The sequence below is a fragment of the Runella sp. genome, from assembly GCF_027484545.1.
In the GTDB taxonomy this organism is placed as follows: Bacteria; Bacteroidota; Bacteroidia; order Cytophagales; family Spirosomataceae; genus Runella.
In genome coordinates, this window is sequence record NZ_JAIXST010000322.1 from 13,209 (window position 1) to 34,142 (window position 20,934).

Here is a 20,934-nt window from a genome sequence, read left to right on the forward strand (position 1 = left end):
TTTATGAGTGGTTGCGGGACGTTAAGAGGTGTATTTTTTGATTAAGATTAGTAGGTTTTTTAAAATTTGAAATTTCCTCAGACAATCTACCGACCTTTATGGGCGTTAATTCGTCATCGTCGTTACAATTTTTATACAATAACTCTCGAAACAAACCATGAAAAAGGCACTTTTTGCGTTGATTTTTCTATCTGCTTTACAGGCAAGCGCCCAATTTAACCGTAAGTTAATATTTGTAGGGATAAAAGGAGGAGCAAATTTTTCCAAACTCCAGACCGAAGGATTAACGATTTCAAAACCAGGAGCTTCCGTTCAGGATTTTTTCAAAAACAATTCTGCCAATCGTACAGGGTATATGGTAGGTGCATTTGCCCGAATTGGTCGGAAGCTTTTTATTCAGCCTGAAGTGTTATTGTCTTCAAAAGGAGGGACATTTGAGATTTTCAAAAATGGCAGTACCACCCCGGTCAATGTAGATGTTAAGTTCAGTCAAATTGATATCCCAGTATTAATTGGTTTCAAACTGGGGCCATTGCGAGTCAATGCGGGCCCAATGGCATCACTCAATGTAACACAGGGAGGCAAATTAGGCGACGCACTCAAAGAATATACGACTCAAAATATTAATAAAACCATTCAGCAGGCAACTTTCGGCTATCAGGCAGGAGTAGGTTTGGACATTCGCTCGTTCAATATTGACCTTCGCTACGAAAGCGGTTTGTCAAACATATCACAGTTGAATCTCCAAAACAACGCTCAATTTAACAGCAAAGTGAGTTTATGGCAATTGAGCTTAGGCTTTGTTTTGTTCTAAAAATAAACAAGCCGCTCCTCAAAAAAGGAGCGGCTGTATTTCCAATTAACCCACTAAAATAGCATTTTTTAATCCATTCAGGCACATTTTACAAGAGGATTCAATATTCCGCATACTTCACGTATCCTGCGGCGAGAAATCGCAATCTCTCTCCCTCCTCGTAATTTGAGCGAACGGTCGTACTCACAAAATTCCTGTAAATAGTTAAGATTTATAATCCATGATTTGTGAACTCGCACAAAAGTAAGCTGATCCAATATGGCAGCGTAACTTTTCAAAGTTTTAGATACTAAATATCGTTTTCCATCACTGGTATAAAGAAAAGCATAGTTTCCTGAACCTTCTATACACATCAGTTGATCCGTCTGTATAATTACCTGTCGGTTTCCATTAGGAATAATAATACTGTGCAGAGGTTGTGCAGCAATCGCAGAAGGAGCATGAAAGCTGTTAAGTATAGGTTGAGTGTTCATGATGCTTGTCATTTAGAATTGGAAAGGGATGAATTTGTATCACATTGACAAGGCAAACTTAATATAAAAAAAATCGTCAATAAAACACGTAGAAATACCTATAACGACTTAATTAATTGAAAATCAAATAATTAAAAAACATCTACTCTACTTAAATCAGTACTACCACTTGATAAAACACGTAGAAATACGCATACAAAAAAGCCTCGTTTACCAGCTGCAAACGAGGCTTTTTATATGTAAAAGTGTTATGATTACTCTTTGGGAGCCAATGAGTTTGACAGTTTGGCTTTATTAGCAGCCTTCACAATCATAAAAATCACCCACATCGTAATCACAAACTGAATACCAATGTTCACGAAATTTCCATATCGAATAGCCACTTCAGCCGTGCCCGTAGCTGAATCGGCAGCTTTCAATACTATCTTGAGCGCAGAAAAATCAACGCCTCCGATAGCCAAGCCTACTATTGGATTAATAATATCGTCCATAAAAGCTGTAACGACTTTTCCAAAAGCAGCACCTATCAAGAAACCAACCGACAAATCAAGGACGTTACCTTGGGCAATAAATGTTTTGAATTCTTTAAGCATTTGAATAAGGATTTAAGGTTTAAAAGGAAGTAATAAACAAAATCAAAGTAAAAAGTTTATTTTTCAAAAACCAAACTACCAGTTGTATAAAAACCCAAAATTGATGGATTGAGCCAGCTGCATCTTAGCAATTTGGTCTTGGTCATAAATCGCTATTAATCCTAAATTAACGTTGAAGTACTTAGCAAATTTAGCAGTTAGTTGGGCATCAATGCGATTGTCAATGGCAGCAAGATCCTTTGTACTGGCAAATGCCTGATATCTCCACTTGAAGTTGAGATCTTTACAAGATCTTTATTATAGCTCATTACTAACTGTAAAATAGCGATTTCATTTCGAATACTTTTACCACGTTCCACTCCATAGTTGGAGAATTTATATTCAGGACTGAGACGGTCAATTTCCTTATATAAGTTCTTATTCCCTAAAATTGTTTGGCGAACGGCTCCCGGAGCAAACTGCATACTAAAAAATTTATTGGGCTTCCACTCGATACCAATAGCTTCCGTTAGATACAGAGGAGTAAAAAAACTTGAAATAAAAGGGCGGCGCGCATCACCAAAATCTCGACCATTGGCAATTTGTGAAAGAAAGTTCAGGGTTGTAAAAAAGTACCACTGCGAATTTTCTCCCAATTTCCGTCCGTACTTAGAATCAAAAAATATACGGTCGATACTTTTACGAAAAGCATCTCCTTTGTTTTGAATTGCACCCAATTGAAATTGAAAGTCATTGACCCAACTGTCACGGGCTTTGGTATATTCGCCTTTTGAGTTGAGATAAACACCAAGCACAATGTTGTTGACACCTCCTCCCTGCCAACTGCCACTAAAAGTTCCTTGGCTCAAATTGAGTCCAAATTGTGATTTTTTCTCCAATAACTGGTATCTTTTACTGCTTCCTGAGCAAAAGTAACCTGAGAAAAACAGCTGATAAGAAAAAAGGCAGTAACTATTCTTTTCATATTTTAATTTTTAAAAATTTCTACTTTTTTGGATTGCAGAGTTTGTAAAGGAAATACAGTTTTAGTGTCACCTGTTTGAAGAGTAATAGATGTAGAATCAAGGCTTACTATTTGACCTTTCACTTCATCTATTTGAATGATCTGCCCTTCCTCATAGCGATTTTTATTGTAGAATGAAGACAGGATATTGGCTAAAATATCTTTAGAAGCAAATCCATAGCCTACTGCAAAAGCTAAAATGATACCGCCAATTAAAAGATTAAAACTGGATTCCAATAACTCAGTATTAATACCGGCTTGTCCTAAAGCGCTGATAATTGTAATAACCAAAAAAAACGAAAAAACGATTGTCCCGATGAGCTTAGCAGAAGGTACATTGAATGATTTACAAATAGAAACCACTGCATTCTTGATAGCTTCCGACACCAATACGCCAATTTGAAGCATAATGGCGGCTACGATGAGCTGAGGTACAAAATTAACTAATTTCTCTACCAAACCGGTAATCGCTCCAACACCCAATGTCCGGGTAGCATCCGTTATAAAACCCAGCATAATAAAATAATAAAGCACTTTAGAGACAATCTGACTGAGTTTTACCTCTGTCTGAAGTTGTTTTACAATACTTACTTCGTTCAGTTTATCTCCAATTTTGTCAAAGCCTATTCGCTCCAGCACTTTATTGGTTACAACAGCCAATCCTTTTGCTACTAAGTAACCAATAAGTAAAATAAAGGTGGCAAAAATGAATCGTGGGACAAAATCAACAAACTGATTAATCAGTTTGGTAAGTGTACTAATCAAAACTTCGGTGAGATTAGGCAATTCTTTCATAATAGGTCGTTATTGGTTTCCTGATTAGGTTTAGGGGTTGGTAGTTCAGGAGTCGCCATTACTCCTGCTGCATTAAAAAAATTACCTACATATAGTGTAATAAGCTCCATTGTGTTTCGAATGGTATCAATTTCTGATACGATAGCTTTTTCCAGCGACTCGGGGACTTTGTCCTCGGGGTCAATATCAAAAAAGGCATTATTCATTGTAAGAAAGGCCTTTTAAGTTTTAGTGTTTCAACCACCATTTTAATATAATTGCAAATTTGCTGATTAGAAGCACCCAAAAGAGTACGCTTTCCAGATACCGTTTCCGAAGTTTTTCTTTCGTGCGTTTGAGCCTCATTTTCACCGCATTCTCAGTAAGGCCAAATGCATCCGCAATTTCTTTAATGCTGAAATCATCCTGATACTTCATCAATAAAATAGTACGCTCCTCGGGTGAAATACCTTCCAACACTTGTCGAAGACGTTTTGAGTCCATTTCAATTTCATCTGTATCCTCTGATTCTTCAGCAACATCTATCGTTTCTATCAACTCATCTTCGGCCATTTTCTTATTCAACCGTAACTGATCCATACAATAGTTGTATGTAATTGAAAAAAGCCATGTTGAAAATTTTGAAGTTTCCTTAAAGGTGCCGATGCGTACAATAAGCTTTATAAAGATATCGTGGGTAAAATCTTCGGCTTTTGCCTGATCTTTCACAAATGACAAACATTTACGATATACTTTGTCGGCATATCGTTCGTAAAGCTCCTCAAAAAAAGTGTTGCGTTGCGTGTCAACGTACAAACGCACCAACTGTTCATCGGTATAACTATTCATTCCAACTGAATGTACGCTCATTAGGACGGAGAAAAAGGTTTAGGGTAACGAAATGAAGGAGTAAAATAAAATAAAAAGTAGAAATATCTTGCTAAAAAAGTTATAAATAGACGTTTTAATTTATTAAATGAGCTTTTAAGACCTCAAATGAAAGCTTGATTGCAATTTGTTAACGAAAAAGAATACAAAAAAACCCGGAAGCAAGGTCCGGGTTTTATATGCTGAATATAGAACAGATTAAGCTCCGATTGCTACGTGCTTAAACGTTTTTACTGTCAAACCTTTCTGCGTTTTTTCAAGCAGTTGGGCAATGGATAAAGAACCGTCTTTGATAAATTCTTGGTTCAGCAAAGTGCTTTCTTTGTAGAATTTGTTAAGACGGCCTAAAGCGATTTTTTCGAGCATCGCTTCAGCCTTACCTTCGTTGCGGGCCAATTCTTTACCTACTTCGATTTCACGCTCAATAGTTGCAGCGTCTACATCACCTTTATCCACTGCGATTGGCTTCATAGCAGCAACCTGCATTGCTACATCACGTCCTACTTCCGACAAATCAGCTCCGTTAGCGCCGGTAAAGGCAACAAGCACACCACGTTTGTTGTTTGAGTGCACATACGAGCTAACCACATCTGCGGTTATGTTTTCATAAGCCAAAAGCTCAATTTTTTCACCAATCTTTCCAATCAATTCGGTGATTAGAGCGTGAAGCGTCTGACCATCCGCTTGGGTAGTAGCTAACAAAGTTTCTTTGTCAGCAGCGTTAGTAGCTACGGCTTGGCTCATAATGTTCATAGCCAAGTTTTGAAAACTTTCAACTTTAGAAACGGGTTCGGTTTCGCAAGCCAAACCAACGATTTTACCATTTGTACCATCGTGGCTTACGTGTACCAATACGATACCTTCCGATACAACGTTATCAGCACGTTTAGCCGCCACTTTTTGGCCTTGTTTACGAAGAATATCAACTGCCTGTTCAAAATCACCATCAGCTTCGGTAAGGGCTTTTTTGCAATCCATCATACCGGCGCCTGTCATTTGGCGAAGTTTGTTCACATCTGCTGCTGTAATAGCCATTTTATTGAAATTTTATTTTTAATGATTAGTAGTGAGTAAAATGTATTGATTTACAATTCAACACTTATTTTATGAAATCGTTAAACGGAATAGCCCATAGCACAGAAGCAGCTACGGGCTATTCAGATCGGGAAGTATGATTTATCGTATTTTTATTCCCCGTCAGCTGCCTCAATAGCGGCTTGTGCTTGTGGCGCTGCTACAACATCCGAATCTTCTGAACGTTTTGCATCTTCTTCTTCAGCCATGCGTGCATCGTCACGCTCCTGCTTGCGTTCAATCAACCCTTCTTCAATGGCTTTACCAATGGCAAGCGTAATCAAAGAAATAGATTTGTAGGCATCATCATTTGCCGGAATTACAAAATCAACCTCATTAGGGTTTGAGTTTGTATCGCACATAGCAATTACCGGAATACCCAAACGCTTTGCTTCTGCTACCGCAATATGCTCACGCTTCACATCAACAATAAACAAAGCTGCGGGCAAACGAGTCAGGTCAGCTACACCGCCCAACAAACGCTCCAACTTATCTTTTTCGCGGCCTTTAATGAGACGTTCGCGTTTGGCGATATTGCTTGCAGTCGCTTCATCTCCCAACATCTTGTCCAATGTCTGCATTTTTTTCAATGACTTACGAATTGTGGCAAAGTTGGTCAGCATACCACCCAACCAACGCTCAGTTACGAATGGCATCTTCAAACGACGCGCTTCTTCCGATACGATTTCCTGAGCTTGTTTTTTGGTAGCTACAAACATCACCTTGCGACCTGAACGTACTACGCTTTTTACATAGTGACAGGCTTCGTCAAGGGAAGCAATTGTTTTATTGAGGTCAATAATATGGATTCCGTTTTTCTCCATGAAGATATACGGAGCCATCCGGGGATCCCACTTACGGGTTAAGTGACCAAAGTGTACACCTGCATCTAAGAGGTCTTTGTACTCTAATTGTGCCATTTTCTTGTTAAAATGAAAAGATGAATAAAATAAACTGATACGCAGCACCACGCGACGGACACCATAAGCGCAGTCTGGACTTTTTTATTAAACAATTAACATTTATCATTAAACAAATAGGAACAAATCCTTAGCTTGCTATTTAAATGTTTAATGGTAATTGCTTAATGAAAATATTAACGTTTCGAGAATTGGAAACGACGACGTGCCTTGGCGCGACCGTATTTCTTACGCTCAACCATACGTGCATCGCGTGTCAAGAAGCCTTCTTTCTTGAGTGCAGGACGAAAATCAAGGTTGATTTCGCACAAAGCGCGGGCAATTGCCATACGAGTAGCTTCTGCCTGACCACGAACGCCACCACCACGAACATTTACTTTAATGTCGTAGTTAGCAGCCAAATTAAGTAATGTCAGTGGTTGCTTCAAAATGATTTGCAGCGTTTCGATTGGAAAGTAATCAACAAATTCACGCCCGTTGATTTTGATATTGCCTTGCCCAGCAGATACATAGACGCGAGCTACTGAAGTTTTTCTTCTACCTATTGTGTTCGTAACTTCCATGATTAGAATTTAATTTCTTTCGGTTGTTGAGCAGCATGTGGGTGTTCAGCACCAGCGTACACGTGCAAATTGGTAAAAATGCTACGACCAAGACGATTTTTAGGCAACATACCTTTCACCGCCATTTCGACTACTTTGTGAGGTTGTTTGGCCAAAATTTCACGCGGAGTAGCGAAACGCTGTCCACCCGGATAACCCGTGTGACGAACGTATTCTTTGTCAGTCATCTTCTTGCCGGTCAAGCGAATTTTGTCGGCATTGATGACAATCACATTGTCTCCACAGTCCACGTGCGGAGTAAAATACGGCTTGTGCTTGCCGCGCAAAATTTTGGCAATCTGGCTGGCCAAACGTCCCAAGATTTCACCTTTGGCATCTACCACTATCCATTCTTTTTGGACAGTAGCGGAGTTTGCCGAAACGGTTCTGTAACTGAGTGTATCCACTTTGCTAAGTGTTTTTCGTTGAAAATCAATTAATTAACTATATAAACGGGCATTCTAAGGCAAAAATCGGACTGCAAATATAGCGGTTTGGTTTTTGAATCGCAAAATGATTCTAAAAATTAAATTTTTACTGATTTATTGTTTATTCTTGCAGTGAAAGAAAGCAGCGTATTTTACGTACAAAGTTGCTTTTCTATTGTAAATTCAAACCGCGCGACGTACCGCTTCTATTCCATAAATTGATTTTTATGCCTCAATTCGATTTTTTAGTGATTGGCTCCGGGATTGCGGGCCTGAGTTACGCCGCCAAATTGGCGCGGCATTTTGATGCGCAACAGGAAAAAATCTCCATTGCAGTGATCACTAAAGTACAAGCCGATGAAACCAATACCAAATATGCTCAGGGAGGGATCGCGGCCGTGTGGGCCGAAGAGGATTCTTTTGAAAAACACATCGAAGATACGATGGTGGCAGGTGGTGGTATCAGCAAGCGCAACATTGTTGAAATTGTGGTAACAGAAGCTCCTGAGCGCATTATGGAGCTGATTTCGTACGGAACCCGCTTTGACAAAGAAGCCGATGGTGAATATGATTTAGCGAAGGAAGGCGGGCATTCCGACCATCGAATTTTACACTTCAAAGACGCTACCGGGGCCGAAATTGAACGGGCACTTTTGAGTGAAGTAAAGGCGCATCCTTCCATTCAAATCTTTACGCATTATTTTGCGGTAGACCTCATTACCCAACACCATTTAGGAGAAACTGTCTATCGTCACCGCGATGATATTAAATGCTTTGGGGCGTATGTTTTAAACACTAAAACGGGCGAAGTAGAGAAATTTTTGGCCAAGACCACCATGTTGGCGACGGGTGGAATCGGAAATATTTACCAAAATACGACCAATCCGCGTATTGCCACTGGTGACGGCATTGCGATGGCATATCGGGCCAAAGGGGTATGTGATAACATGGAATTTATTCAATTTCACCCTACGGCATTGTACCAACCGGGCAAAAAACCTAACTTCCTGATTTCAGAAGCGGTACGCGGATTTGGCGGGATTTTACGGAATAAAAAAGGAGAGACTTTTATGGAGCATTATGACGCTCGCCTTTCACTTGCTCCTCGGGATATTGTAGCTCGTTCCATTGACTCAGAAATGAAAAAATACGGAGACGAACACGTTTATATTGATGTAACTCATTGCGATTACGAGAAATTTATTGAGCACTTTCCAAACATTACTGCCTATTGCCGCGACAATTTGGGAATTGATGTTCGTAAGGATTATATTCCTGTGGTTCCTGCGCAACATTACATGTGCGGCGGAATCAAAGTCAATGAATTTGGACAAACCAATATTTTCTATTTGTATGCGACCGGCGAATGTGCCTGTACAGGATTGCACGGAGCTAATCGTTTGGCTTCCAATTCGTTGCTTGAGGCAGTGGTTTTTGCGCATCGGGCCTTTGTAAAAACCGTTGAGAACCTACCGGATGCTCATATTCCCGAAAATATTCCTGAGTGGAATGACGAAGGAACTACGCACCCCGAAGAAGCGATTCTGGTAACGGAAATGACCAAGGAATTGGAGGCTATTATGTCTAACTACGTGGGCATTGTTCGTACCAATCGCCGTTTGCAGCGTGCCCATGACCGCGTAGAACTTATCTTCAAAGAACACGAAGAATTGTATTGGCAGTCAAAAGTTTCCGTACCTATTATGGAGCTTCGCAACATGATTAACGTCTCTTATCTGGTACTGAAAATGGCGATGGCGCGTCGGGAAAATGTGGGGCTGCACTTTAATTTGGACCACGTGAAGAAATAAATAGAGCGAATTACAAATTCGCAATCACTTTAGGGCAAGATTACAAATCTTGCCCAGCATACACAAAGAATAACATTGCCGAAACGTAGAATTTGATATTTTTGCGTGTTTGTCAACAAACACGCTTTTTTATTATTCCTAAACCATTTTATGAAAAAACCTTCTGAATTTCGCCTCATGGTATGGGGGTCGACTGCTGCTTTTTGTGCTTATGCCTGTATGTATGCTTTTCGGCGGGGAATAACGGCCGCCACGTTTGACGGAATGGTTTTTTGGGGAGTCAATTATAAAATTTGGTTAATTACGCTGCAAGTATTGGGCTACGCTTTTTCAAAACTGATTGGAATTAAGGTAGTTTCAGAAATGAAACCTGCCCAACGCGCCATCTATTTGTTATCTTTTGTAGGTTTTGCCGAACTGGCTTTACTGGGTTTTGCCTTGGTACCAGCCCCGTATAACATTCCTTTTTTGTTTCTGAACGGGCTTCCTTTGGGCATGGTGTACGGGACAGTATTAGGCTTTTTGGAGGGGCGCCGCCAAACGGATGCGTTGGTGGCAGGGTTGACCGCTTCTTTCATTTTTGCGTCTGGATTTGTCAAAACCATTGGCAAAACGCTACTCAACAACGGGGTTTCGGAGTTTTGGATGCCGTTTACTACGGGTTTGCTGTTTACGTTGCCGTTGCTGTTGGCGATTTGGGCTTTAGCCAAACTCCCCGCCCCGACGGCCGAAGATCGCGCTGAGCGCACCGAGCGAGCGCCGATGAATGCCGCCGACCGCAGCCGCTTTATCAACACCTTTTCAGTTGGCTTGGTTACCCTGATTGTTTCCTACGTTTTCCTGACCGCGTTCCGTGATTTCAGAGACAATTTTGCGCCCGAAATATTAAAACTTGCTGGTGTAGATAATCCCTTGATTTTTACCCAAACCGAAACTTTTGTGTCGGTCTTTATTTTGTTGCTGATGGCTACGCTGCGTTGGGTAAAAGACAATTGGAAGGCATTTTATCTCATTAATCTTTTGCTGATTGCTGGAGGAATTACGGTAGGCGTCAGCACTTGGATGTTTCAGCAGGGATTATTATCGCCGGGAGTGTGGTTTACCCTGACGGGCGTAGGACTATATTTAGCGTATGTGCCTTGCAACGGTCTTTATTTTGAGCGGTTTGTAGCTTCGTTCAAGTACGTCAGCACAGTGAGTTTTGTAGTGACTTTGGCCGATTGGTGGGGCTATTTGGGAACGGTCATGGTATTGATCTACAAAAATTTCGGCCAACCCAACATCAGTTTTCTGGACTTTTTTATCTACGGTGCTTACGTTTTGGCGGTGGTATATGTGGTTTTGGTAATCGTTTCCTTTGGATTTTTTAAGAGAAAATATCACGCGAGAGAATTGCAAGAAGCGGTCATTTAAAAACAAATCACTGGACATCAGAAAAGTTTCTAATGTCCGGTGAGCGCACTATCCAATACTTTGATTACCCTACTCTCTTGCCAGGAATTTCTCAATCTGCTCCGCAGTCAGGTATACTTTTCCTGAGCGGGTTTTTATGTGTTCGCGGAAGGAATTTTTGATTGCATCGTTCCATTTCATATCGATTTCACCAGGAGTATATTTCCCTTCCCGAAGCATTTTGTGGCCAAATTCATCTTGCAGAGCAATGAATTCTGCCTGATTCACTACTTTTTCAGCCAAATGCGCCGGAATAAAAATCACCCCTTCGGGTTTTCCCAAAACTAAATCTCCCGGCAATACCGACGCCCGTCCAATACGGATGGGGCAGTTGATACATGTCATGGTCATGTCTTTAATGGCAGAGGGGTCGTAGCCACGCGTATAACCGACGAAACCATCAATGGCGCTTAATCCTTCCAAGTCTCGCACGCTTCCATCAAACACGATACCTGTTTTGGATTTGGCGTAGATAGAGTTGCCGAGGTTATCACCAATGAGCGTTCCGTCCACAATTTTTCCGTAACCATCCGCCACGTACACATCATTGATTTGAAGGGCGTCAATAGGCCAAGAATTAGTATTCCCTTTCCGACCATCGGCTTTGCCTTTTTCCTTAATTGGCTTTTCCATGTCAGGGCGAGCAGGCATGTATTGAGCCGTCAATACACGTCCGACGAGCGGTTTTTCGGGGTGAATGATTTGAAAGTTTCCTTCAAACTGATTGTTATATCCATCGCCTCGCATAATGCCCCATGCTTCTTCGATAGAGACGTTCGCTAAACGTTTTACAATCTCGTCGGGTACTTTGGGACGACCGTCCGGGAAGCGTTCGCCTTTCCATTCCTGCGTGTAAAATTGGATGAGCTCTTTAGGGGCTTGAATTTGCGCAAATGCAGGAGAAAGCAACAAGGAAGAAAGGAGCAAGGAGAAAAGAAATAGCTTTTTCATAATCAAAGGCCCCGCCCCGATGGGGAGTTTTTTTAGTGATAATCCCCTTCGGGGCTTAGGGGGCTTACAAAAGTCCAACAAATACCTTTTGTATACTTCTATCTTTTTCCAACGGTGAATTTTGAAATATTTTCAGAAAAAATTGTCCTAATCTTGTGCCAAGGTAGTATTGATTACCAATTATAAATTGAAAATTGGCAATCGACCCTCGACAATTGAAAATTAAGAATCATTTATAACCGTGCCTCCGCACTTAATTCTAAGCCCAAATGAAAAAATTATTTGACCGATTCAAGCTCCCTGATGCCCACGCCCAATCCGAAACTAAACGCCGTGATTTTCTTAAAAAAGGCGTATTAGGCGGCCTGTCATTGGGGTTAATGCTGGATGGTAAGCATGAGCAGGAAATGGAGTATATCACCCAAAAAGTAAAACGCGATTCCAAACCTGCGGAGTTAAAAATTACTGACATACGCATTGCTCACTTACAGGGAGTACCTTTTAAAAGCCCCATTATTCGGATTGATACCAATCAGGGGTTAGTAGGCTGGGGAGAAGTGCGCGATGGAGCCAGCCCAAATTATGCCTTGATGCTGAAAAGTCGTTTGTTGGGACAAAACCCCTGTAACGTTGAAAAGATTTTTAAGGAAATCAAACAATTTGGTGGACATGGTCGCGCAGCGGGCGGTGTTTGCGGTGTGGAGATGGCGCTGTGGGATTTGGCCGGCAAAGCGTATAACGTACCAGTGTATCAAATGTTGGGTGGAAAATACCGCGATGAAGTCAGAATGTATGCCGATACTCCCGAAATAGACGACCCAAGCAATTTTGCCAAAAAATTGAAAGAAACACGTTTGGATAAAGGCTATACATTCCTGAAAATGGACTTCGGTATTGGGCTATTGGCCGATAAGCCGGGAATGTTGATTGGAGCCAATGTCTGGAAACTCAGCCAAAAAGACAACAAAACAAAAACTGTGGGTAATTACGGTGCAACCAAACACCCTTTTACCCGTATTCAAATAACCGATAAAGGTCTGGATTACATTTCCGAATACGTGAGTAAAATTCGCGAAGGAGTAGGCTATAACATCCCCGTCGCGGCTGACCACTTTGGGCATTTTGACGTCAATACGGCGATTCGCCTTGGTAAAGCCGTTGAAAAATATCAATTAGCTTGGCTCGAAGATTTGGTGCCGTGGTTTTATACCGATCAATGGAAACAAATTTCAGATGCTATTGATACCCCTACTTTGACAGGCGAAGACATTTTCCTCAAAGAAGAATTTATTAAACTCATCAATGCGAAAGCGGTGGATATGATTCACCCTGATTTAGCGTCTTCGGGTGGAATTTTGGAAACTAAAAAAATTGGTGACTACGCCGAAGAGCATGGTATTCCGATGGCAATGCACTTTGCTGGAAGTCCGATTTCATTTATGGCCAACGTGCATTGTGCCGCCGCCACCGAAAACTTTGTGGCTCTTGAACACCACGGTGTTGATGTTGCCGGTTGGGAAGACATAGTCACCGGAGGAAAACCTTTGGTAGTAAATGGATTTGCGCCCGTGCCTAACAAACCGGGCCTTGGTGTAGAATTGAATGAAGAAGTAGCCAAACGTTTCCTTATGAAAGACCAAAAATGGTTTGCCCCAACCGACGAATGGAATACAAAAGATTCTTGGGATCGGGATTGGAGTTAGTATTATTTTTAACCTATCAATAAATATCAGTAATCTAAGCGTCGGACGGTTTTGAACCGTCTGACGCTTTTTTTTGGCAAACAATCCGTTTTTTGCAACTTTACCGCTGTACCACAAAATATTGCAGATGAAAATTGGTTTTGTTGTCTCTTTTTTTGATTTCCGCAACGACGTGCGGCGTGTCATTGCCCAAGTTGCCAAACAGCACGAAGTAGTTATTTTTGGACGCCCCGAAAACCGCGACGAGATTTTACGACACTTACCCGAAGGGCTGGAATTTCGGCTCATTAATGAGAGAAAACAGAGCCTTTGGAATACGCTTTGGATAAAGATTTACATTCTTTTTAAACGGATTCCAAAAAGTCGCCACAACTTTTTTTTGATGGAGTTGTTTAAGGCTTCGCTTACTTCTGACCCTAAAATCCTGAAAAAAAATCACGAAATCATAAAATGGGTACGACGTCTGCCCAAAGTGATTTCTTACGATTTTTATTTAAAACAACTTCAATATCAAGGTGCTACCGATTTATCAGGAATTGACCAATTTGTGTGTTTTACGGCCATTGCCGACGATTTTTTGATGGCCCGTCTCCTGCACGAAAAGTATCCCGTAAAAGTCTATGTGTATAGTTGGGATCATGCCTGCAAACATATCTGCTTTTCGGAACGAGCCCACTATGTGTGTTGGAATGAACGAATCAGAGAAGATGTGATTGAACTTCAGCACATTCCGTCAACCCAAGTTAAGGAAGTTGGAGCAAGTCAGTTTGCGTACATTGAAGAGTTTCGACGCGCTCAATCAGAACTTTCGCGGACGTATCCGTTCAAATACGTCTACGTAGGTTGCGCTATTGGGGTGGTAGAATTGGTCAAAGAGGAAGTCAATGTAGTGATGTCTATCGCTAACGTATTGGCAAAAGCACGCCCTGATTTAAAATTAGTGGTTCGTCCTTATCCGGTACAGGGCAATTGGGAGTTGTACAGTACGCTTCGCTCCTTACCCAATGTAGTGATGGACGATGGTTTCAGGACCTTGGATTTATCGGTAAAGGACGGGCACATTCTGGAAAAATTCGAGAAAATTTCCAATGCAGAAGCCTTTTTTCATTTAGGGACAACGATGGGTTTGGAAGCCTGTTTTACCGATACTCCTTCTTTTATGATGGATTATGGTTATACTTCCAAAGACGGTTTGAGTCTGTATAGTTTTATTCACCAATATCAAAACGACCGCCATTTGATTGATTTGGCACCACAAAATGCGGTAAAATCGGAAGAGCAATTGGCGCAAATTTTTAAAGATTTAGCCAATCCTATTTACTGCGAACTAAATCAAAAAGTGCAGGCTCAGTATCAGATTAAGTCGTTTGAAGAATTTGCAAAGGATTTGGCTGCGATTTAATTTCCCCTAATTTTGCTTATCCTCAAACCCTCATCTTCATGTATAATCGTTCCCTTTTTCGTACTCTCGCGTTAGTGGTTTTCTCGACCCTTTCGCTTTATTCTCAAACAAGTACAAAACCGGCTCCTCCCCTGTTGTCGGCAGCTGCTCCTGAAGCAGCCAGAATGGATTCTGAGCGTCTCAATCGCCTAGATGGCATTATTCAGTCTTATATCGACAAAGGAGCGTTTCCGGGTGTAGTAGCGATTGTGGTGCGAAACGGTAAAATCGTCTACTACAAAGCCTTTGGGAAAGCGGATCTAGAAACTAATAAACCTTTATCCAAAGATGCCATTTATCGCATCGCCTCTATGACCAAGGCCATCACTTCGCTGTCGATAATGATGTTACACGAAGAAGGAAAAATCATGCTGGATGACCCTATCAGCAAATATATTCCTGAATTTGCCAAGCCCATAGTTCTTGACCAATTCAATCCTAAAGACAGTAGCTACACTACAATTCCTGCAAAAAGAGAAATTTCGGTTCGCCATTTGCTGACCCACATGTCGGGCATCAACTATAATTCGATTGCAAACGACGAAAGAATGAGGGCTATTTATACCAAAGCAGGAATTATTGATGCTTTCACGCTGGAGAATGTAAAAATTGGGGATAATGTCAAAAAATTGGCAAAGCTCCCTCTTAACCACCAACCCGGAGAAAAATGGACGTACGGATTAAGCACTGATGTGTTAGGATATCTGGTAGAAGTAGTTTCGGGAATGACGTTGGATCAATTTTTCCAAAAGCGCATTTTCGAACCTTTGGGCATGAAAGACACTTACTTTTATTTGCCGGACGCAAAAAAAGACCGTTTAGTGCCTTTGTACGCAGAAGATAAAGAAGAGGGACTGGTAAAGAATGTCACCAATTCAATGACAGCCAACCCTGATTATCCCATTAAAGGAGCCAAGACTTACTATTCCGGCGGTGGTGGATTGTCAAGTACCGCCTATGATTATGCTGTATTTTTGCAAATGTTATTGAATGGAGGTATTTACAATGGCAAGCGATTATTGAGTCCCAAAGGCGTCGAACTTTTTACCAATAGCAACCAAAGTGGTACACTCTTCCCCGACCCCCGTAGCTATTTTAGTTTGGGTTTTAGCGTCATCAACGAAGCAGGACGCTCCAACGACCTTTACAGCAGTGTAGGTGCTTTCGGTTGGGGCGGGGCCTTCAGTACGCACTATTTCGCTGATCCTAAGGAAAAAATCTGTGCCGTTTTGATGAAACAAATGTGGCCAACGAGCTATGGCGGCGAACTCGACCGTAAGTTTGACCTGATGATTTATCAGGCGTTGGAGTAGTAATGGCAACCACATAGAAAAATAGAACATATAGAAACAAAATTCAATCTATGTGACCTATGCATCTATGTGGTTACAAGGACGATTTTCCCGATATGTTCGCTGCTTTCCATCAAGCGATGGGCAGCAGCGGCTTCTTCCAACGGAAACGTTTTATAAAGTATCGGTTTGTATTGTCCCGTTTCAATCAACGGCCAAACGTGTTTTTCCACTTCAGCAGCCAACGCAGCTTTGAAATCACCATCACGGGGAGCAAGCATACTGCCCGTGATGGTGAGCCTTTTACTCATTACCTCCAAAATATTGAACTGCGTTTGAGCTCCACCTAAACTTGCAATGAAACACAATCGTCCATCGGGACGCAGAAGGCGAATATTTTTAGGTGTGTAGTCCCCGCCAACGTAATCTAAAATCACATCTATACCAAAGGATTTAAGCTCTTCGACAAAGTCCTGTGTTTTGTAATTGACGCATTTTACAGCGCCCAGTGTTTCGCAAAATTGACATTTTTCATCACTGCCCGCCGTAGCAAATGCCTGTGCGCCAAACGCCTTTGCCAGTTGAATAGCCGTTACTCCAATGCCGCTTGTACCGCCGTGCACCAGAAAATTTTCACCGACTTTAAGGTGCATTCGTTGAAACACATTACTCCACACCGTCATGATGGTTTCGGGCAAACACGCCGCTTCTTCAAATGAAAGCCCCGTTGGAATAGGCAAACAGTGGCGGGCATCAGCCAAAGCGTATTCTGCATAACCACCGTTACGAATAAGCGCGCAGACTCGGTCACCTATTTTCCAACGTGTTACCTCTGCGCCTACCTGTTCGACAACCCCTGCGATTTCCAGGCCTAAAGGTTCAGCAGGAGGTTGAGAATTAATCCCATAGCGTCCCTGTCGCATGAGTAAATCGGCACGATTAATGCCCGATGCATGTACTCTGATCAGTACTTCCAAATCAGTAGAAACAGGCAGGGGACGGTCTTGTAGATGTAAAACTTCGGGACCGCCAGTTTGAGAAACAAGAATGGCTTTCATGCCGTAAATTTAGTAAATTTAAAAATAAAATGACTCCATGAAGGTACATGACACTCCCCACAAAAATGTCATATACTTTTGTGTTATAATACCAAGAACAGACAACATTTATCATAATCGCAAAAAATATTATGTCAGCGACTACCACGCAATTCAATCATGTGAGCTACCTCTGGGACGAAGCTAAAGCTGCCGAATTGGCGGGTGACGAAGTAGCCCTCTTTATTTATCGTTCTAATCTCCTCGGAGCTGACCTGCGCTTAACCAACTATGGCGGCGGAAATACATCTGTGAAAATCACTGATAAAGACCCGCTTACGGGCAAAAAAGTGGAAGTGATGTGGATAAAAGGTTCAGGTGGCGATATTGGAACACTCAAAAAATCAGGTTGTGCAGCCTTGTACGTGGAGCGCTTAAGAAATTTAGAAAACGTGTATCGCGGCGTTGAATTTGAAGATGAAATGGTTGAGTTATTCAATCACTGCATTTTTGATTTGGCCTCCAAAGCTCCTTCTATTGATACACCTTTGCACGGCTTCCTGCCGTTTGCGCACATTGATCACTTGCACCCGGACGCTGCTATTGCGATTGCAGCGGCCAAAGACGGCAAAAAAATCACTGACGAGCTCTTTGGCGGAGAAGTTGGCTGGGTTGAGTGGCGTCGCCCGGGTTTTGAATTAGGGCTTGAACTCCGCGCCTGTTTAGAAGAAGCAGCAGCGCGCGGTGTTAAGTTGCGTGGAATTATGTTGGGCTCACATGGCTTGTTTACGTGGGGAGATACTTCCTACGAAAGTTATATCAACACCCTTGAAGTCATTGAAAAATGTGCTGAGTATTTAGAGGCGAACTACGGAAAAACACGACCTGTATTTGGGGGACCGAAAATCGAAAGCCTGCCCGAAGAAAGCCGTAAAAAACAAGCGTCAAAATTAGCTCCTGTACTCCGTGGTTTCTGTTCGTCTTACCGCACCATGGTTGGTCATTTTACAGATGACCAACGGGTCTTGGAATTTATCAATTCCAATGATTTAGATAAACTCGCACCACTCGGCACCTCTTGTCCCGATCACTTTTTGCGTACCAAAATCAGTCCGTTGGTATTAAATCTGGCCCCAGACGAAGATTTGTCAGATGTGGCGACATTAAAAGAGAAACTTACTCCTGGTTTTGTGGCGTATCGTGAGCTTTATGCCGACTATTACGAAACGTGCAAACACCCTAACTCACCCGCGATGCGTGACCCTAATCCGGTCGTAATTCTGTATCCGGGAGTTGGAATGTTTACTTTCTCAAAAGATAAAACGACGGCTCGTTTGGCATCCGAATATTACATCAATGCCGTCAACGTAATGAAAGGGGCTGAAGCAGTTTCTGAATACACTTCATTGCCCCGTCAGGAAGCGTTTAACATCGAATATTGGTTATTGGAAGAAGCCAAACTTCAACGGATGCCCAAACCCAAAGCCCTTTCCGGACGCGTAGCATTAGTAACCGGGAGTGCGGGAGGAATAGGAAAAGCAATTGCCAAACGATTTGCCGAAGAAGGCGCCGTTGTGGTTTTGAACGATATTAACGAGGAGCGTTTGGCAGGTGCAAAAGAAGAATTTGTGAAAAAATTCGGGAAAGACGCCGTATCAACTACCCTTTTGAACGTAACCGATGCCAGCAGCATTGTTTCGGCAATGGACGCTGCCGCACTGGCATTTGGAGGAGTGGATATCATCGTAAACAACGCGGGTATCAGCATTTCGAAACCTATCCAAGACCATACCATTGAAGACTGGGATAGATTATATGATATATTAGTGAAAGGTCAATTCCTTGTTACTCAGGCAGGTGTAGAAGTAATGCGCAAACAGGGTTTTGGCGGAGACATAGTAAATATAGTGAGCAAAAATGCCTTGGTTTCAGGACCGAACAATGCAGGATACGGTTCGGCGAAAGCCGCTCAATTGCACTTGAGCCGTTTGAACGCCGCCGAATTGGGAGGAGATAAGATTCGGGTAAATACCGTCAATCCTGATGCCGTCATTGCCGATTCCAATATTTGGGCCGGCGGTTGGGCCGAAGGCCGTGCCAAAGCGTACGGTATTAAGATTGAAGAGCTTCCGGCTTATTACGCCAAGCGTACCCTGTTGAACGAAACCATTTTGCCGGACGATATCGCCAACGCCTGCTTTGCATTTGTCGGTGGCTTGCTCAGCAAATCTACCGGCAACGTTTTGAACGTAGACGGCGGTGTAGCCATGGCTTTTGTTCGCTAAATTAAAGATTGTTTTTTCATCATAGGTTAGTTTAATACTCGAATCTACCGCCTGAATTCAGGCGGTAGATTTTTCAAAATTAAGCCATCCTTTTCTCTTCCAACCCAACCAATTACCATGCAACTCGAAAAGTACAAGATACAACAATACAACGACGATCAATTGAAAGGTCATGAGCGTCGTTTGAGCTTTGCCGTTTCAGAAATTGAAAATGCAGAAGCCATTATCCAAAAACTCGTTGATTTCCAGATTGCCATTCCTTCTTGGGCTTTGGGTACGGGGGGAACCCGTTTCGGACGTTTCCCCGGTGGTGGTGAGCCTCGCAGTTTGGAAGAAAAAATTGAAGATGTAGGCTTGCTGCATTCATTGAATCAATCGTCAGGAGCTATTTCTTTGCATATTCCGTGGGATATTCCAAAAGATGCCAAAGCCATTAAAGCGCTTGCCGCGCAATACGGTCTGAAATTTGACGCGGTCAATTCTAATACCTTTCAAGACCAACCCGATCAGGCGTTAACCTATAAATTCGGTTCATTGCAAAATGTGGACAAGGCCATACGCAAACAAGCTATTGAACACAATATTGAAGTAATCAAACACGGTGTCGAATTGGGGTCTGAATCACTAACGGTTTGGCTATCGGACGGCTCTTGCTTTCCGGGGCAATTGAATTTTCGTAAAGCGTATCAAAATACCCTCGAAAGTTTACAGGAAATCTACGCAGCGATGCCCGAAAACTGGAAAATGTTTCTGGAGTACAAAGCCTACGAGCCTAATTTTTATTCAACGACCGTTGGTGATTGGGGTCAATCCTATTCGTACGTTCAAAAATTAGGGGAAAAAGCCTTTACGCTCGTTGACTTAGGCCACCATTTACCCAATGCCAACATCGAACAAATTGTGGCTTTGTTGCTCATGGAAGGAAAATTGGGTGGTTTCCACTTCAATGACTCTAAATACGGTGACGACGACCTTACCGCCGGTGCGATGAAGCCTTATCAATTGTTTTTGATATTCAATGAATTGGTAGAAGGCATGGACGCTCGTGGGATGAATCACGCAACTGATTTGGGCTGGATGATTGATGCGTCGCACAACGTAAAAGACCCACTCGAAGACTTACTACAATCAGTAGAAGGTATTATGATGTCGTATGCACAGGCATTGTCGGTAGACAGAAAAGCGTTAGAAGAAGCCCAAGCCATTAATGACGTAGTACGTTGTCAGGAAATTCTTCAAAATGCTTTCCGTACCGATGTGCGGGCATTAGCTGCCGAAGCACGTTTACGCGCAGGAGGGGCTTTAAATCCTTTAGGATTGTTCCGCAGTCTAAAAGTGCGCGAAAATCTGATTGCTGAAAGAGGACTTAAAACCATAGCGACTGGCCTGTAGT

The 20,934-nt window shown here is 42.2% G+C and carries 20 protein-coding genes; 8 read left to right on the forward strand and 12 right to left on the reverse strand.

The window, feature by feature from the left end; all coding sequences use genetic code 11:
- Positions 1 to 157 precede the first annotated feature (157 nt).
- A complete protein-coding gene (locus Q0081_RS28680) occupies positions 158 to 814 on the forward strand; it encodes a porin family protein (RefSeq protein ID WP_298361580.1) in 657 nt (218 codons plus the stop codon).
- A 77-nt stretch (positions 815 to 891) separates the two neighbouring features.
- Here Q0081_RS28680 and Q0081_RS28685 read toward each other — a convergent pair whose 3' ends face one another.
- From Q0081_RS28685 to rplM, 10 genes are all read right to left on the reverse strand, one after another.
- Positions 892 to 1,287, reverse strand: a complete 396-nt coding sequence (locus Q0081_RS28685) for a LytTR family DNA-binding domain-containing protein (protein WP_298361582.1) — start codon at positions 1,285 to 1,287, stop codon at positions 892 to 894.
- Between the two features lie 254 nt (positions 1,288 to 1,541).
- Positions 1,542 to 1,880: a large conductance mechanosensitive channel protein MscL gene (mscL, locus tag Q0081_RS28690; RefSeq protein ID WP_298361584.1), complete on the reverse strand. Its 339-nt coding sequence runs from the start codon at positions 1,878 to 1,880 to the stop codon at positions 1,542 to 1,544.
- Positions 1,881 to 2,077: 197 nt separating this feature from the next.
- Positions 2,078 to 2,674 (reverse strand): DUF3078 domain-containing protein, encoded by a 597-nt coding sequence (locus Q0081_RS28695; protein WP_409034109.1) that lies wholly within the window; start codon positions 2,672 to 2,674, stop codon positions 2,078 to 2,080.
- A 173-nt stretch (positions 2,675 to 2,847) separates the two neighbouring features.
- Entirely contained in the window at positions 2,848 to 3,678 is an 831-nt protein-coding gene (locus tag Q0081_RS28700; RefSeq protein ID WP_298361586.1) for a mechanosensitive ion channel family protein, read from the reverse strand.
- On the reverse strand, positions 3,675 to 3,884 hold the full coding sequence (locus Q0081_RS28705) for a hypothetical protein (protein WP_298361588.1): 210 nt from the start codon (positions 3,882 to 3,884) through the stop codon (positions 3,675 to 3,677). Before Q0081_RS28705 ends, Q0081_RS28700 begins: the two co-directional genes overlap by 4 nt.
- Positions 3,885 to 3,906: 22 nt before the next feature.
- On the reverse strand, positions 3,907 to 4,527 hold the full coding sequence (locus Q0081_RS28710) for an RNA polymerase sigma factor (protein ID WP_298361590.1): 621 nt from the start codon (positions 4,525 to 4,527) through the stop codon (positions 3,907 to 3,909).
- Between the two features lie 216 nt (positions 4,528 to 4,743).
- Entirely contained in the window at positions 4,744 to 5,580 is an 837-nt protein-coding gene (tsf, locus tag Q0081_RS28715) for a translation elongation factor Ts (RefSeq protein ID WP_298361592.1), read from the reverse strand.
- 152 nt (positions 5,581 to 5,732) lie between these two features.
- Positions 5,733 to 6,539: a 30S ribosomal protein S2 gene (rpsB, locus tag Q0081_RS28720; protein ID WP_298361593.1), complete on the reverse strand. Its 807-nt coding sequence runs from the start codon at positions 6,537 to 6,539 to the stop codon at positions 5,733 to 5,735.
- Positions 6,540 to 6,715: 176 nt separating this feature from the next.
- On the reverse strand, positions 6,716 to 7,102 hold the full coding sequence (gene rpsI / locus Q0081_RS28725; RefSeq protein WP_298361594.1) for a 30S ribosomal protein S9: 387 nt from the start codon (positions 7,100 to 7,102) through the stop codon (positions 6,716 to 6,718).
- Positions 7,103 to 7,104: 2 nt separating this feature from the next.
- Positions 7,105 to 7,548 carry a 50S ribosomal protein L13 gene (gene rplM / locus Q0081_RS28730; RefSeq protein WP_298361595.1) on the reverse strand — a complete coding sequence of 148 codons (444 nt, stop codon included), beginning with the start codon at positions 7,546 to 7,548 and terminating at the stop codon, positions 7,105 to 7,107.
- A 248-nt stretch (positions 7,549 to 7,796) separates the two neighbouring features.
- On the opposite strand from rplM, the gene nadB reads away from it, so the two are divergent.
- Together nadB and Q0081_RS28740 are read left to right on the forward strand one after the other, a co-directional pair.
- Positions 7,797 to 9,380, forward strand: a complete 1,584-nt coding sequence (gene nadB, locus Q0081_RS28735; protein WP_298361596.1) for an L-aspartate oxidase — start codon at positions 7,797 to 7,799, stop codon at positions 9,378 to 9,380.
- A 150-nt stretch (positions 9,381 to 9,530) separates the two neighbouring features.
- Positions 9,531 to 10,793: a DUF5690 family protein gene (locus tag Q0081_RS28740; RefSeq protein WP_298361597.1), complete on the forward strand. Its 1,263-nt coding sequence runs from the start codon at positions 9,531 to 9,533 to the stop codon at positions 10,791 to 10,793.
- Between the two features lie 69 nt (positions 10,794 to 10,862).
- On the opposite strand, the gene Q0081_RS28745 is transcribed toward Q0081_RS28740, so the two are convergent.
- On the reverse strand, positions 10,863 to 11,783 hold the full coding sequence (locus Q0081_RS28745; protein WP_298361598.1) for an RraA family protein: 921 nt from the start codon (positions 11,781 to 11,783) through the stop codon (positions 10,863 to 10,865).
- Positions 11,784 to 12,052: 269 nt separating this feature from the next.
- On the opposite strand from Q0081_RS28745, the gene Q0081_RS28750 reads away from it, so the two are divergent.
- From Q0081_RS28750 to Q0081_RS28760, 3 genes are all read left to right on the forward strand, one after another.
- Positions 12,053 to 13,486, forward strand: coding sequence for a mandelate racemase/muconate lactonizing enzyme family protein (locus tag Q0081_RS28750; protein WP_298361599.1), 1,434 nt, complete (start codon positions 12,053 to 12,055; stop codon positions 13,484 to 13,486).
- 127 nt (positions 13,487 to 13,613) lie between these two features.
- Complete coding sequence (locus Q0081_RS28755) at positions 13,614 to 14,888, forward strand: hypothetical protein (RefSeq protein ID WP_298361600.1); 1,275 nt, start codon at positions 13,614 to 13,616, stop codon at positions 14,886 to 14,888.
- Between the two features lie 38 nt (positions 14,889 to 14,926).
- Positions 14,927 to 16,240 carry a serine hydrolase gene (locus tag Q0081_RS28760; RefSeq protein ID WP_298361601.1) on the forward strand — a complete coding sequence of 438 codons (1,314 nt, stop codon included), beginning with the start codon at positions 14,927 to 14,929 and terminating at the stop codon, positions 16,238 to 16,240.
- A gap of 65 nt (positions 16,241 to 16,305) precedes the next feature.
- Here Q0081_RS28760 and Q0081_RS28765 read toward each other — a convergent pair whose 3' ends face one another.
- Positions 16,306 to 17,277: an NAD(P)H-quinone oxidoreductase gene (locus tag Q0081_RS28765; RefSeq protein ID WP_298361603.1), complete on the reverse strand. Its 972-nt coding sequence runs from the start codon at positions 17,275 to 17,277 to the stop codon at positions 16,306 to 16,308.
- A gap of 131 nt (positions 17,278 to 17,408) precedes the next feature.
- Between Q0081_RS28765 and Q0081_RS28770 the strand changes: the two genes are divergently transcribed.
- Both Q0081_RS28770 and Q0081_RS28775 read left to right on the forward strand, forming a co-directional pair.
- Positions 17,409 to 19,541 (forward strand): bifunctional aldolase/short-chain dehydrogenase, encoded by a 2,133-nt coding sequence (locus Q0081_RS28770; protein WP_298361605.1) that lies wholly within the window; start codon positions 17,409 to 17,411, stop codon positions 19,539 to 19,541.
- 117 nt (positions 19,542 to 19,658) lie between these two features.
- Positions 19,659 to 20,933, forward strand: a complete 1,275-nt coding sequence (locus tag Q0081_RS28775; protein ID WP_298361607.1) for a TIM barrel protein — start codon at positions 19,659 to 19,661, stop codon at positions 20,931 to 20,933.
- Position 20,934 lies beyond the last annotated feature (1 nt).